This is a genomic window from Kitasatospora saccharophila, assembly GCF_039529925.1.
In the GTDB taxonomy this organism is placed as follows: Bacteria; Actinomycetota; Actinomycetes; order Streptomycetales; family Streptomycetaceae; genus Kitasatospora; species Kitasatospora saccharophila.
Genome location: NZ_BAAANS010000012.1, coordinates 80,320 through 94,790 on the forward strand (window position 1 = coordinate 80,320; position 14,471 = coordinate 94,790).

General features: G+C 72.9%; 12 protein-coding genes. 2 read left to right on the forward strand and 10 right to left on the reverse strand.

The window, feature by feature from the left end:
• Positions 1-245 precede the first annotated feature (245 nt).
• From ABD345_RS11445 to ABD345_RS40280, 6 genes are all read right to left on the reverse strand, one after another.
• Entirely contained in the window at positions 246-1,574 is a 1,329-nt protein-coding gene (locus tag ABD345_RS11445) for a sulfate adenylyltransferase subunit 1 (RefSeq protein WP_344551872.1), read from the reverse strand.
• 3 nt (positions 1,575-1,577) lie between these two features.
• Positions 1,578-2,516, reverse strand: coding sequence for a sulfate adenylyltransferase subunit CysD (gene cysD / locus ABD345_RS11450; protein ID WP_344551873.1), 939 nt, complete (start codon positions 2,514-2,516; stop codon positions 1,578-1,580).
• Complete coding sequence (gene cysC / locus ABD345_RS11455) at positions 2,513-3,079, reverse strand: adenylyl-sulfate kinase (protein WP_344551874.1); 567 nt, start codon at positions 3,077-3,079, stop codon at positions 2,513-2,515. Before cysC ends, cysD begins: the two co-directional genes overlap by 4 nt.
• Before the next feature lie 50 nt (positions 3,080-3,129).
• A complete protein-coding gene (locus ABD345_RS11460) occupies positions 3,130-3,828 on the reverse strand; it encodes a phosphoadenylyl-sulfate reductase (protein ID WP_344551875.1) in 699 nt (232 codons plus the stop codon).
• 156 nt (positions 3,829-3,984) lie between these two features.
• Positions 3,985-5,706, reverse strand: a complete 1,722-nt coding sequence (locus ABD345_RS11465) for a nitrite/sulfite reductase (RefSeq protein WP_344551876.1) — start codon at positions 5,704-5,706, stop codon at positions 3,985-3,987.
• A gap of 177 nt (positions 5,707-5,883) precedes the next feature.
• Positions 5,884-5,967 carry a putative leader peptide gene (locus tag ABD345_RS40280; RefSeq protein ID WP_318264789.1) on the reverse strand — a complete coding sequence of 28 codons (84 nt, stop codon included), beginning with the start codon at positions 5,965-5,967 and terminating at the stop codon, positions 5,884-5,886.
• A gap of 172 nt (positions 5,968-6,139) precedes the next feature.
• Between ABD345_RS40280 and ABD345_RS11470 the strand changes: the two genes are divergently transcribed.
• The gene (locus ABD345_RS11470; RefSeq protein ID WP_344551877.1) at positions 6,140-7,363 is read left to right on the forward strand and encodes a YihY/virulence factor BrkB family protein; all 1,224 of its coding nucleotides are present in this window, start codon (positions 6,140-6,142) and stop codon (positions 7,361-7,363) included.
• A gap of 183 nt (positions 7,364-7,546) precedes the next feature.
• Here the strand turns inward: ABD345_RS11470 and ABD345_RS11475 are convergent, their stop codons facing one another.
• On the reverse strand, positions 7,547-7,897 hold the full coding sequence (locus ABD345_RS11475; protein ID WP_344551878.1) for a hypothetical protein: 351 nt from the start codon (positions 7,895-7,897) through the stop codon (positions 7,547-7,549).
• Entirely contained in the window at positions 7,894-9,171 is a 1,278-nt protein-coding gene (locus tag ABD345_RS11480; protein ID WP_344551879.1) for a hypothetical protein, read from the reverse strand. Before ABD345_RS11480 ends, ABD345_RS11475 begins: the two co-directional genes overlap by 4 nt.
• Before the next feature lie 460 nt (positions 9,172-9,631).
• On the opposite strand from ABD345_RS11480, the gene rsgA reads away from it, so the two are divergent.
• Positions 9,632-10,747, forward strand: a complete 1,116-nt coding sequence (rsgA, locus tag ABD345_RS11485; RefSeq protein WP_344551950.1) for a ribosome small subunit-dependent GTPase A — start codon at positions 9,632-9,634, stop codon at positions 10,745-10,747.
• 74 nt (positions 10,748-10,821) lie between these two features.
• Here rsgA and ABD345_RS11490 read toward each other — a convergent pair whose 3' ends face one another.
• Positions 10,822-10,959, reverse strand: a complete 138-nt coding sequence (locus ABD345_RS11490) for a hypothetical protein (RefSeq protein ID WP_344551880.1) — start codon at positions 10,957-10,959, stop codon at positions 10,822-10,824.
• A gap of 284 nt (positions 10,960-11,243) precedes the next feature.
• A complete protein-coding gene (locus tag ABD345_RS11495) occupies positions 11,244-14,318 on the reverse strand; it encodes an AfsR/SARP family transcriptional regulator (protein WP_344551881.1) in 3,075 nt (1,024 codons plus the stop codon).
• Positions 14,319-14,471 lie beyond the last annotated feature (153 nt).

Here is a 14,471-nt window from a genome sequence, read left to right on the forward strand (position 1 = left end):
ATGAGAGGTGTCCCGTTCGAGAGAGAAGGAAGGTCGCGCACTGGGTGCGCCTGACGTGCTGCCGGGGCCGGGCCGACTCCGCCGTGCCTGCTGTGGGAAGGAACGGCGGCGTGCGGGCCCGGTGACAGGGGCTCAGCGCCCCTGTCCGCCCCCACATCGCGTCAGGCCGCCCTGGCCGCTGCCGAGGACGCCGCTGCCGATGCGGCCGCCTTCCTTGTCCATGCCCGAGAACGCCTCGCTGGGCATCAGACCCAGTCCTCCTCTTCCGGAGCGTCAGGTGCGTCGGTGGTGCTGACGGTGTCGAACGCCTCACCCGCCATGCCGGCGGTGAGCGTGGTGCCGTCGGACGGGTCGATCAGGACGAACGAGCCCGTGCGGCGGTTGTCGGTGTAGTCGTCGAGGGCCAGCGGCTCGGCGGTGCGCAGCACCACGTGGCCGATGTCGTTGACGTTCAACCCCTCGGCGCCGGAGCGCCGTTCGAGGGTGTCGATGTCGATCCGGTAGGAGATCTCCTTGACGAGGGCGCGCACCGTGCGGGTGGTGTGCTTGAGCAGCACCTTCGCGCCGACGTGCAGCGGACGCTCGTTCAGGTGGCAGACGGTGGCCTCGACGTCCTTGGTGGGGACGGGCACCCGGCCGGCCGCGATCAGGTCGCCGCGGGAGATGTCGATGTCGTCCGCGAGGCGGACCGTCACCGACTGCGGGGCCCAGGCGATCTCGGTGGCGGTGCCGAGCGCGTCGATCGCCGCGACGGTGGAGGTGTGGCCCGAGGGCAGCACCGTCACCGCGTCGCCGACCCGCAGCACGCCGGAGGCCAGCTGGCCCGCGTAGCCGCGGTAGTCGTGGAACTCCTCGCTCTGCGGCCGGATCACGTACTGGACCGGGAAGCGGGCCGGCTCGGCGCTCGGGTCGGTGCCGACCGGCACCGTCTCCAGGTGCTCCAGCAGCGTCGGGCCGCCGTACCAGTCCATGTGGGCCGAGGGCTCGACCACGTTGTCGCCGGCCAGCGCCGAGATCGGCACCGCCACGACGTCCTTGACCCCGAGCGAGGCCGCGTACGCGGTGAACTCCTCGGCGATGGCCGCGAACACCGGCTCCGCGTAGTCGACCAGGTCCATCTTGTTGACCGCCAGCACCACGTGCGGGACGCGCAGCAGGGCGGCGACCGCGGCGTGCCGGCGGGTCTGCTCGACCACGCCGTTGCGGGCGTCGACCAGCACCACGGCCAGCTCGGCGGTGGACGCGCCGGTCACCATGTTGCGGGTGTACTGCACGTGGCCGGGGGTGTCGGCGAGGATGAACCGGCGCCGGGCGGTGGCGAAGTAGCGGTACGCCACGTCGATGGTGATGCCCTGCTCGCGCTCGGCGCGCAGGCCGTCGGTCAGCAGCGCCAGGTCGGGGGCCTCCTGGCCGCGCCGGCGGGAGGCGTGCTCGACGGCCTCCAGCTGGTCGGCCAGCACCGACTTGGAGTCGTGCAGCAGCCGGCCCACCAGCGTGGACTTGCCGTCGTCGACGGAGCCCGCGGTGGCGAAGCGCAGCAGCGAGGTGGCGGTTGCTTCCTGGGTGGTGCTCATTGCTTAGAAGTACCCCTCGCGCTTGCGGTCTTCCATGGCGGCCTCGGACATCTTGTCGTCGGCGCGCGTCGCCCCTCGTTCGGTGAGGCGGGAGGCGGCGATCTCGGTGATCACGGCCTCGATGGTGTCGGCGTCGGAGTCGACCGCGCCGGTGCAGGACATGTCGCCGACGGTGCGGTAGCGCACCAGCCGGGTCTCGACCTGCTCGGTGGCCTTCGGGCCGCCCCACTCGCCGGCGGTCAGCCACATGCCGTCGCGCTTGAACACCTCGCGCTCGTGGGCGTAGTAGATCTCCGGGAGCTCGATGCCCTCGCGCTCGATGTACTGCCACACGTCGAGCTCGGTCCAGTTGGACAGCGGGAAGACCCGGACGTGCTCGCCGGCCGCGTGCCGGCCGTTGTACAGCGACCACAGCTCGGGGCGCTGGCGGCGCGGGTCCCAGGCGCCGAACTCGTCGCGGAGCGAGAAGACGCGCTCCTTGGCGCGGGCCTTCTCCTCGTCGCGGCGGCCGCCGCCGAACACGGCGTCGAACTTGTTGGACTCGATGCCGTCCAGCAGCGGGACGGTCTGCAGCGGGTTGCGCAGCCCGTCCGGGCGCTCGCGCAGCACGCCGCGGTCGATGTAGTCCTGCACCGCGGCGACGTGCAGCCGCAGGTTGTGCTTGGCGACCGCGCGGTCCCGGTAGGCCAGCACCTCGGGGAAGTTGTGCCCGGTGTCCACGTGCAGCAGGGCGAACGGCACCGGCGCGGGCGCGAACGCCTTCAGCGCCAGGTGCAGCATCACGATGGAGTCCTTGCCGCCGGAGAACAGGATCACCGGCCGCTCGAACTCGCCCGCGACCTCGCGGAAGATGTGCACCGACTCCGCTTCGAGGGCGTCCAGGTGGGACAGCGCGAAGGGCGTGTCCTCGGCCCGGAACAGGCGCTGGGTGGTGACGGTCATGCCAAGCCCCTCTCGGTCAGGAAGGCGTGCAGTTCGGCGGCGGACTCGGCCACCGTCCGGCCCTGGGTCTGGAGCCGCAGCTCCGGCTCCTCGGGCGCCTCGTACGGGTCGTCGACCCCGGTCAGGCCGGAGATCTCGCCGGCCGCCTGCTTGGCGTACAGGCCCTTGACGTCCCGCTCGGAGCAGAGCTCGACCGGCGTGGCGACGTGGATCTCCAGGAACCCGGTGCCGTTGGCGGCGTGCCGCTCGCGCACCGCGGCGCGCGAGTCGGCGAACGGGGCGATCACCGGGGCGAGCACCTTGACGCCGTTGGCGGCCAGCTTCTCGGCGACGAAGCCGATCCGGGTGACGTTGGTGTGCCGGTCCTCGCGGGTGAAGCCCAGGCCCTTGGAGAGGAACTCGCGGATCTCGTCACCGTCCAGCACCTCGACCCGGTGGCCCTCGGCGCGCAGCCGCTCGGCCAGCGCGAACGCGAGGGTGGTCTTGCCCGCGCTGGGCAGGCCGGTCAGCCACACGGTGGCGCCGCGCTCGCGGCCCGCGGCCGCAGTCTCGGCGGTGGTCACGGTGGTCTCTCCTGACGGTCGGTGACGGTGGTTCAGTGGCGGCGGCGGGTTCAGAGGTGGATGCCGCACTCGGTCTTGCCGGAGCCCGCCCAGCGGCCGGCCCGGCCCTCCTCGCCCTCGCCGGGCTTGGCGGTGCAGGACAGCGGCGAGCAGCCGATCGAGGTGTAGCCCTCCCACAGCAGCGGGTTCAGCAGCACCCCGTTGGCCTGGACGTACGCGTCCACGTCGGCCTGGGTCCAGCGGGCGATCGGGGCGACCTTCACCTTGCGGCGCTTCGGGTCCCAGGCCACCACGGGGGTGTTGGCGCGGGACGGCGACTCGTCGCGGCGCAGGCCGGTCGCCCAGGCGTCGTAGGCGCCCAGGCCGCGGTTCAGCGGCTCGACCTTGCGCAGCGAGCAGCACAGGTCCGGGTCGCGGTCGTGCAGGTCCGGCCCGTACTGGGCGTCCTGCTCGGCCACGGTGAGCTTCGGGGTCAGCGTGATCACGTTGACCGGCATGGTCGCGGCGACCGCGTCCCGGGTGCCGATGGTCTCCGGGAAGTGGTAGCCGGTGTCCAGGAAGACCACGTCGACGCCGGGCAGCGCGGTGGAGGCCAGGTGGGCGACCACCGCGTCCTCCATCGAGGACGTCACGCAGAACCGCTTGCCGAAGGTGTCGGCCGCCCAGCGCAGGACTTCCTGCGCGGTGGCCTCCTCCAGCTCGCGGCCCGCGGCGACGGCTATCGCCTCGTAGTCAGTCGCGGTCGTCATGTCCGTTACCCCCGTGGTTCGTTGACAGCAGTCCGAGGAACTTCAACTGGAAGCCCCGGCGGCACGCCCGGCATTCCCACGCGCCGTGCCCGCTCTCGGACGGGCGCAGGTCCTCGTCCCCGCAGTACGGGCAGTAGAAGGGGGCGGCCCGTTCGGTCACGAGAGCTGCTCCTCGGTGGCCCGGACCGTCCACTGGGCGAACCGCTCGCCGTCCCGGCGGTCCGCCTGGTAGCGGGTCAGCACGCGCTCGACGTAGTCGGGCAGTTCGGCGCTGGTGACCTTCAGGCCGCGGACCTTGCGGCCGAAGCCGGCCTCCAGGCCCAGGGCGCCGCCCAGGTGCACCTGGAAGCCCTCGACCTGCTCGCCGTTCGCGTCGACGACCAGCTGGCCCTTGAGGCCGATGTCGGCGGTCTGGATCCGGGCGCAGGCGTTCGGGCAGCCGTTGATGTTGATGCTCAGCGGCTCGTCGAACTCCGGCAGGCGGCGCTCCAGTTCGTCGATCAGGGTGCGGCCGCGCTCCTTGGTGTCGACGATCGCCAGCTTGCAGTACTCGATGCCGGTGCAGGCCATCGTGCCGCGGCGGAACGGGGTGGGGTTCACCCGCAGGTCCAGCGCCTCCAGGCCGGCCACCAGCGACTCGACCCGGTCCTCGGCGACGTCGAGCACGATCATCTTCTGCTCGACGGTGGTGGCGAGGCGGTTCGAGCCGTGCTCGGCGGCCAGGTCGGCGATCTGCGAGAGCAGCTTGCCGTTGGCGCGGCCGACCCGCGGCGCGAAGCCGACGTAGAAGTTGCCGTCGTTCTGCCGGTGCACGCCGACGTGGTCGCGCCAGCGGTTGCTGGGCTCCTGCGGGCCGGGGCCGTCGGCGAGTTCGCGCTTCAGGTACTCGTCCTGCAGGACCTGGCGGAACTTCTCCGGGCCCCAGTCGGCGACCAGGAACTTCAAGCGGGCCCGGTTGCGCAGGCGGCGGTAGCCGTAGTCGCGGAAGATGCCGACCACGCCCGCCCAGACGTCCGGGACGTCCTCCAGCGGGACCCAGGCGCCGAGCCGCACGCCCAGCTTCGGGTTGGTGGACAGGCCGCCGCCGACCCACAGGTCGAAGCCCGGGCCGTGCTCGGGGTGGACCACGCCGACGAAGGCGATGTCGTTGATCTCGTGCACCACGTCGAGCAGCGGCGAGCCGGAGATCGCGGTCTTGAACTTGCGCGGCAGGTTGGAGAATTCCTTGTTGCCGATGTACCTGCGGTGGATCTCGTCGATCGCCCAGGAGCCGTCGATGATCTCGTCCTCGGCGATGCCCGCGACCGGGGAGCCGATCACCACGCGCGGGCAGTCGCCGCACGCCTCGGTGGTGGACAGGCCGACGGCCTCCAGCTTCTCCCAGATCGCCGGGACGTCCTCGATCCGCACCCAGTGGTACTGGACGTTCTGCCGGTCCGTCAGGTCGGCGGTGCCGCGGGCGTACTGCTCGGAGACCTCGCCGATCGCCTTCAGCTGGGCCACCGTCAACTGGCCGCCGTCGATGCGCACCCGCATCATGAAGAACTCGTCCTCGAGCTCGTGCGGCTCCAGGACGGCGGTCTTGCCGCCCTCGATGCCCTGCTTGCGCTGGGTGTACAGGCCCCACCAGCGCATCCGGCCGCGCAGGTCGTTGGGGTCGATCCCGGCGAAGCCGGTGTGGGCGTAGATCGTCTCGATCCGCGTCCGCACGTTGAGACCGTCGTCGTCCTTCTTGAACTGCTCGTTGCCGTTGAGCGGGGTGAAGTGCCCCATCCCCCACTGGCCCTCGCCGCGGTGGCGGGTCACCTTGCGGGCGGCGGGGCGGGCCGCGGGGGCGGCGCCGGCCTGAGGCTCGACCGTTTCGGGAGTGCGGGCCATGGTGTCAGTCCTTTGAGCGGCTTGGCAGGTGCGAGGTGCTGGCGGGCCCCGGACGCGCTCCGCTCCCACCTGCGGCGTTCTACGCAGGCGGTGGGAGGGGGTGACGCTGGCCGGGCAGGTCTTGCGCACATCCGCGACGGCGGGGATGGCGCCGGTGCGGTGCGGCGTACGGAGGGCTCAGGTCACCGGACAGATGGCGCTGGACACGCGAAGGAGGTCGACGTGGAGTCGGCCAACTAGGGTGGTTCCGGCGCTAGACATGGCAAGAGATTCGCACGGCGAGCGACTCGCGGTCCACTAACGTCCGCATCCTGGACTTGATTGTTCCGAATGCCGGGACGAACCCCGAACCCGGGCAGCTCCGGGCCCCACCGGCCGTCAGTTCGGGCCGGTGGCGCGCCGGTCGTACGGCCCGGGCCGATACCGTAGGGGCGTGCAAGGAGCAGGCAGTACCCCCCACCCGGTCGGAGCGCCCGGACCGGCCGGCGAACGGCCCTCCCGCCGACGCGGCGGACGGCGCCGCGCGGCCAAGCGAACCACCTGGTACGGCACCGTGTGGGCGCTGGTGAAGGACACCACCAACACCTGCGTCGAGTACCGGGTCACCGGACTCGCCGCCGAGGCCGCCTTCTTCACCCTGCTCTCGATCCCGCCGCTGCTGCTCTGCCTGGCCGGCACCCTCGGCTACCTCGACGACATCCTCGGCGCCGGCACCATCGACAAGCTCAAGCACGACATCGTCTCAGCAGCTGGGACGGTGCTCTCACCGAGCTCGATCGACCAGATCGTCCAACCCCTGCTGAACGACGTCTTCGACAGCGCCCGGCCCGACCTGATCTCGATCGGCTTCCTGCTCTCGCTCTGGTCCGGATCCCGGGCGCTGTACATCTTCATCGACACCATCACCGTCATGTACGGCCTCGACGGCAAGCGCGGCCTGGTCAAGACCCGGCTGATGTCGCTCGGCCTCTACCTCGGCGCGCTGGTCATCGGCTCGCTGGTGCTGCCGCTGCTGGTCGCCGGGCCCGGACTGCTGCTCAACACCTTCCCGAGCTCGGCCGGAGCGATCACCGGCTTCTACTGGCCCGCCGCGATCGTCCTGCTGATCGTCTTCCTCACCACCCTCTACCACGTGGCCGTCCCGGTCTCCACGCCCTGGCGCGAGGACATCCCCGGCGCGCTGGTCGCCCTGCTCGTCCTGGTGGTCTGCAGCGTCGCCCTGCGGCTCTACCTGGTCAGCTCGGTCGAGGGCCACTCCGTCTACGGCTCGCTCGCCGCACCCGTCGCCGTACTGCTGTGGATCTTCGTGGTGGCACTGGCCGTGCTCATCGGCGCCGCCATGAACGCCGCCATAGACCGCCGCTGGCCCACCGTCGAGACCGCCGACGCCCGCGCCGAGAACGAGCGCCTCGCCGAGGACGCCGCCGTCGAGCGCGGCCGCGAGGCCGCCGCCCGCCGCGCCGTCGAACGCGCCGAACGCGCCCGCCAGTTCGGCCTCGCCGACGGCCACGACGAGGACCTCTTCGACGAGGACGACGACCTCCCCGTCCCCAGCGAGTACCCCGAACGCTGGGCCGGCTTCCTCCCGCCCCGCGACGTCCGCCGCCGGATCAGCAGCCGGATCGGGACCCGGCGCCGCCGCCGCTCCGGCAAGTGAGCACGCGCCGCCGGGGGCCGGGCGGTGGCGTTCGGGCGGCGGCGTCCGGGCCGGGTGGGGCGTCCGGGCTGGGGCGTTCGGGCGGCGGCGTCCGGTGGGTGGCGTCCGGTGGGTGGGCGCGGAACCCCTCCCGCGGGTGCGCGGGAGGGGCCGACGGAGCCGTTGCCGGTTACCGGCTGCCCGCTACCGGTTGCCGGCCGTCGTGGCGCGGTGCGCCGACAGCAGGGCGTGCACCAGCGAACCGGCCAGCGGGGCCGGGTCGGCAGCGCCGTCCCCGACCGGCCGGAGCGTCAGCACGCCCCCGCGGAAGCGGACCCGCACCAGGCCGTCCGGGCCGCGCAGCGCCAGCACCGCGCAGCCCGGGTGGCGCCGCCACACCTCCTCCAGCGGACCGTCCGGGTGCGCGCCGTGCAGCACGTCCGCCAGCCGCCGGACCCGCTCCGGCTCGTCCGTCCTGGCCGCCAGGTGCCGGTCGCACCAGGCCGGGGCGCCCGGGGCGAGCGCGCCGGCCGGCAGCCGGACCGTCACCGTCACCGCCACCGTCCACCCCCCAGCAGCGGGGCGGGCGGTGCCAGCGGCGGCTCGACCGCCGGACGGGCCGGCTCGCCCAGCTCCAGCACCCGGTACAGCAGGCGGCGGATCCGGGGCAGGAAGGTGCCCGGCTCGGACGAGATCCGGGCCCCGATCTCCGCGTACGCCTCCCGCCGGTACCTCTCGTCCGCGTACGCCAACTGTTCGGCCAGCGGATAGGACGGGTCCAGCGCCGGTGCGGTGCGCGCCAGTTGGACGCCCGGCGACAGCGGGTTCACGTTCCGGTGCGGGAACCGGGCCAGCAGGATCCGGGCCCCGGTGAGCGACGCGTACAGCGTCACCGAGCCGTGGTCCCCGATCACGTAGTCAGCGGCCACCAGCAGCGGGCGCCAGTCGCTCTGCGGGGCGACCAGCGACACCGCGCCGCCCGACATCCCCTCCACCCAGCGGCGCACCTGCCAGCCGCCGTGCCCCGCCGCGACGTTGGGGTGCACCACCAGCGCCGTCCGGAACGGCCCGGCCGGCAGCTCGCGCACCAGCCGGGGCAGCAGCGCCTCCAGCCCCCCGAACACCGAGTCCGGTCCCCAGGTCGAGCAGAGCAGCACCAGCCGCTCGCGCTCCGCCAGGCCCAGCGCGGCCCGGTACTCGGCCCGCCGCGGCAGCGCCGCCACGATCCGGTCGTGGTCGCCGTCGCCGACCACCTCCGCCACCGGCAGCACCTCCGGGCAGGTCCGCGCCAGCACCGCCAGGTCGTCCCGGTGGGCCAGCGCGTACGCCGCCGCGTTCGGGCGGCCCTGCCACAGCAGGTACTCCCGGCCCAGGCCGGACACCTCCCGCGCCCCGCCGTCCTCCCGCGCCCCGCCGTCCTCCCGCGCCCCGCCGTTCTCCCCGCTCCCGCCGCCCCGGCCGGCGGGACGGTCCCGGCGGCCCGTCACCGAGCCCGCCGGGGGCAGCGCCCGGGCCAGCTTCAGGTGACCGGCTCCGTGCGGCAGCCGCACCAGCGGGCCGCGCACCTGCTCGATCCCCCGCGAACCGGCGGCCAGCACCAGGTCGAACTCGGTGGCCACCGCCTGCTCCCACGGCACCACCGTGCCGCCGAGCCCCATCAGGAACGCCGTCACCCCCTCGTTGAACGCGTGCGGTGCGACGGTGAACACCACCTGCACCCGCAGGTCCGCCGCCAGCAGCTCGCACACCTCGCGCAGCCGCTGCCCGTACACCACCGTGTGCACGACCGCCAGCACCCGCTTGCGGCCGGGCAGAGTCGCCCAGGACACGGGCCTCCCCCTTCTTCCTTCGCTTCCCCCACTAACCCGGCCGTCGGCCGGAACGGCGGGCCCCGTGCGCCGCCGTCGAGTGAGGGATGTCCGGACGCGGTGGCGGGACGGCTGGAGAACCCTTGCGCGGCTTGCGGAACCCTTGCGTCCGGACGGTCGTGCGTGGACGACCCGTCCGTGCTCCGGGGCGGGCGGTAATTCGGTGGCGCGGGTGGCGGGCGGTCACTAGCGTGGCGTTCGCCGATCGAGGGCACCCCGTGGCGGGGTGCGCGAGGCGCGTCCGGAACGGAAGGAGGTGAGGGCCGTGAGGCCGGTTCACGCAGGTGTTTTCCCCAGCGTTCGGAAGTCCACCGTGTCCATCACCCCCTGGCACCCGGTCCGCCGTCCTCCGGTGTCGCGCACGCGCTGACGCCGACCGGCCGGGGCCGCCCGTTCCCCCGAAGGGTCCCCGTTGATCACCATGCACGACCCCGTCACCACCCCCGACACCCCTGACAGCCCCGTCACCGCTTCCGCGCACCCGCTCGCCGGGCTCGGCTGGACGGACGGGCGGGCCGCCGCGTTCGCCCCGCTCGCCGCCGCCGGACTGCTCCCCGGGCGGATCGTCCGGATGGACCGCGGCAGCTGCGAGGTGCTGCTCGTCGACCCGGACGACGGCGAGCCGGCCGTCCGCCGCGCCGCCACCCGTCCGGTGATGACGGCCGACACCGCGCACAACCCGTGCACCGGGGACTGGGTCGCCTACGACCCGGCCGCCCGGCCCGCCCCCGCCCTCGCGGCGGTGCTGCCCCGCACCACCGCGATCGTCCGCAAGGGCGCCCACAAGCGCTCCGAAGGCCAGGTCCTGGCCGCCAACGTCGACACCGTACTGATCGCCGTCTCGCTCGCCGCGGAACCCGATCCCGGCCGGATCGAGCGCCTGCTCGCCCTCGCCTGGGAGTCCGGGGCCGAACCGCTGATCGTCCTGACCAAGTCCGACCTGGTCCACGACGGCGACTTCGTCCGGGCGGACGTCGAGGCGATCGCCCCCGGTGTCACCGTCCTGACGGTCAGCGCCGAAACCGGCGAGGGGATGGACGCGCTGCGCGCCCGGGCCACCGGCTCCTGCGCGCTGATCGGCCAGTCCGGCACGGGCAAGTCCACCCTCACCAACGCGCTCGCCGGGACGGCCGCCATGACGGTCCAGCAGGTCCGCTCGGTGGACGAGAAGGGCCGGCACACCACCACCGTCCGCGAACTCGTCCCGGTCCCCGGCGGCGGCGCCGTCATCGACACCCCCGGCCTGCGCGGCGTCGGCCTCTTCGGCGGCGAGGGCATCGAACAGGCGTTCGCCGACATCACCGCCGTCGCCGCCGACTGCCGCTACGCCGACTGCTCCCACCGCACCGAACCCCGCTGCGCGGTCCGGGCCGCCCTCGCCGACGGCACCCTGCCCGAGCGCCGCTGGGAGAGCTACCTCAAGCTCCAGCGCGAGAACGACTGGATCGCCGCCCGCACCGACGCCCGCCTCCGCGCCGAACGGGCCCGCCACCGCAAGCACCTCACCAAGGCGGCCCGCTCCCGCCCCAAGCCCTGAGGTACCAACGGCCCGCAGCCGATGCCCCCTGGCGGGGCGCCGACCGCGGGCCGTTCCGCCTCGTGCCGGGTGGCTCAGATCCAGATCCACAGCGAGTTGAGGTCGAGCACCTGTTCGGCCCCGCCGGGGCCGGATATGGCGGAGCTGCGGACATGGGGCCGGCCGGAACGGACGAGGAGGGTGGTGGCGCAGGGGAGCGCAGGGCGGAACACTTTCGTCGGGGTCCTTGGTCTCTGAGGGTCCAGTGTGACCGTCCCAACAATAGCTGATCTCCGTCGTGCCGATTCGTCAGCTGGCGCTCATGGGTACATGGTCGGGACGGAGCGCCCGCAGTTGCGCCACGATGGCTTGAACCGACCGGGCGGCCGGGCGGAGCGGGGAAGGTTTCCGCCACTGGTTCGCCACAATCGAAAGCCCCGCACCCCCGGAAAGCATCGGACGCCTTCCGGGGGTGCGGGGATTCCCGATGGCGGTCGGGTGGACTTCGCCCGGGGTCTCAGCCGGTCTGCGCCGAGGGGCTGGACGGCCTGCCACCTGGTCGGTCCCAGTGCTCGGCGAGTTGGCCCAGTCCCCGCCGGGCGGATTCCTCCTCGATCGGAGCGTGTATCGACCTGGCGATTCCGAGCGCCCCCGCAAAGACTTCCCCGGCGGATTCCAGGTTTCCGGTGAGGATCAGTATCCGGGCTTTCACATTCATGGCCTCGGCCTGCCGGTGAAGGCTTCCCAGTCGATGGAAGACCCGGAGCGAATTCTCGATCAGGAGCAGGGAGCGGCCTGTTTCTCCGGCTGCCGAGAGGACTTCCGCGAGATTGGCCCGGGAAATGGCGAGGTCGATCTCCGAGATGATTCCCTCGCCGTGCTCCGAGACGTATTCGAGTGCCTCCCTGGCGGCGGCGGTGTCGCCGGTGTCGAGCCGCAGTGCGCCGATGTTCGCGGTCACCCGGAGAACGGTCGTCCGGTCGCCGCAGGCGTGGAAGCCCGACAGTGCTTCGTTCAGGCTGGCCAGGGCCTGCTCGGGCTCGCCCAACTGGTTCTGCAGCAGGCCGAGGTTGACGAGGGCACCGGCCACCGCCGCCGTGGGGGCGTCGAGGGCGCGGAGGAGGGCGAGGGCTTCGCGCTGCAGGGTCAGTGCCTGACGGGGTTCGCCCCGTCGCCAGTGGAGCTGGGCCAGGTGTCCCAAGGCTTCGGCGGTGCCCCGGCGGTCGCCGGTGTCCTGGGCGAGGGTCAGTGCGCGGCGGGCCGCGTGGTCGGCGTCCGGATACCGGGACACCCTCAACGCGTAGTGGGCGAGGGCCAGTCGGGCGTGCAGTTCGGGTTCGGCCGCGCCCGCGTCGCGCCAGTGGTCGGCGGCCGAGCGGTGGGCGTCGAGGGCCTCCCGCCACAGGCCGGCGGAATCCATTCGGCCGTTCATGACGTGGATCAGGACGGCGGCGGATCTTCGGTCGCCGTCGGTTCGCAAGCTTTTTTCGAAGTCGCTCAGAGATCTGGTTTCGGTGGCCAGCCAGTCCCGGGCGGGAACCGTCCGGAGAACCTCGTCCGGAAGCTGCGGGCGGCTCCCGCCGGTGCCCGCCAGCAGGGCTTCCAGCGACATCCGGTAACGTTCGGGGAAGGACAGGCGATCTGCTCTGTCCACCATCTCCGTAAGGAAGTTGACGCACCGTCGGATCGTGGCGGCGTGTTCCGCGGCGGATTCCTCCCGCGACTCCTGAACGGCCGCGTATTCGCGTACCAACTCGTGGAAGCTGAACCGCTCGACCGCGTGCTCGGCGAGCAGGCTGACTCCCATCAGGTCCTCGATCAGGCGTTCCGCCCGGTCGACGGGGCAGTCGATGAGTACCGCCGCGGTCAGCAGGCCGAAGTCGGTGCCCGGGTGCAGGCTCAGTCGGCGGAAGGCGCTCTGATGGTCGACCGACAGATCGTGGTACGACATGGCGAGGGTCCGGTGGAGGCTGTCCGGGCCGTGTCTCAGCTCGCTCAGGCGGTCGCCGCGGGAGAGCCGGTCGGCGAGATGGGCGAGGTCCCACGAGGAACGGGAGCGGAAGCGGCCGGCGGCGAGGCGGAGGGCCAGGGGGAGGTGGGCGCAGCGGCGGGTGACATCGGCGAGCCGGGCCTGGTCCGCGGCCCGTTCGGGGCCGATCAGGCGGGTGAACATGGCGGCGGAGGCGTCGGGCGGGAGGGCGTCGAGCGGAACGATGCTGACGGCGGGCAGTTCGGCCATCCGGTGGCGGCTGGTGATCAGGACGAAGCAGGTGGGGGCGGTGGGGAGCAGCGGGCCGATCTGGTCGGGGCCCGCGGCGTCGTCGAACAGCACCAGGGCGCGGCGTTGGGCGAGCAACTCGCGGCAGCGGGACAGGAGTTCGTCGGATTCGAGGGGGATCTCCGGGGCGGGCACGCCGAACTGGCGCAGCAGGTCGGTGGCGGCGGCCTCGGGGCTGCGGTCGGGGCGGGCGGGGGAGTGGGCGGCGAGGCGGAGCATGAAGGCGCCGTCGGGGAAGTCCGGGAGCAGCCGGTGGGCGGCCGCGAGCGCGAGCGCGCTCTTGCCGCAGCCGGGCTGGCCGCTGAGCGCGATCACCGGGAGCGCGGTGGGTCGGCTTGCCGAGCAGGTCGGCCACTCGCCGCGGCCGGCAGCGGTGAGCATCTCCAACTCGTCGTCTCTTCCCACGAGTTCGGGGGCCGGGAGCAGGGTGGAGGGGCGCCGTTCCGGGGTCGGTGGCACTGCGGCGGCCGGTGCTGCGGCGGGCGGTGGCGTGGTGGCGGGCGCTGGGACGGCGGTGACCGGGGGCGCGGCCGGTCGGTCGACCAGGTCGCTGATGCGGTCCCGGCGCAGGATGCCCTCGTGCAGCCGGTCGAGCGCCTCGCCGGGGTTGGTGGCGAGGTCGTCGTACATCCGGCGCCGGATGCGCCGGTACACCGCGAGCGCTTCGTCGATCCGGCCGCAACCGTAGAGGGCGGTCATCAGGTGGGCGGCCACCCGTTCGTTCCACGGGCTCTGTTCGGCGAGTTCGGTGAGATCGGGGACGAGGTCGGCGAAGTGGCCGAGGCGCAGTTCCACCTCGAAGCGGGTCAGCGAAGCGGCGAACCTGCGGTCCAGCAGTTGGCCGCGGACCTGCTGCGCCCACAGGCCGGGCAGTCCGGCGAGCGGTTCGCCCTGCCAGGCGCCGTCGGCCCGGCGCAGGACGGCGAGGGCCCGCCGGTCGTCCCCGGTGTCGGCCAGTCTGCGGGCTTCGAGGACGAGGTCGTAGTACAGCTGCCAGTCCACTTGGTCGGCTCCGGCGTGCAGCGTGTAGGTGCCGGACCGGGAGACGATCTCGATCGGTGCGCCGTCCGTGCCGGCGCCCAGCTCGTTGGCCCGGCGCAGGGCCGTGCGGAGCCTGGAGAGGTAGCCGTACAGGGTGCTGGCGGCGCTCGGCGGAGGGTCGCCGTCCCAGAGCCGGTGGGCGATGGAGGAGGCCGACTGCGGGCGTTCCAGGTCGAGGGCGAGACAGGCGAGCAGGGTCCTGGTCTTGCGCGAACTGATGGGCAACGGCCGTCCCCCGGCCGAGAGTTCGACAGTGCCCAGCAGGTGGATCATCGCGGTGTTCCTCCTGTCGCCGGTTCCTCGGTCGCGCAGGAGGCGAGCATGGCACGGGTGCGGATGCGCTGCCATAGCACCCCGATGTTTCCCGGCGCCAGTTTTCCGGCATTGTTCCGGTGCCAGACCAGCCTTTCTGGTAATGGGCTGGTT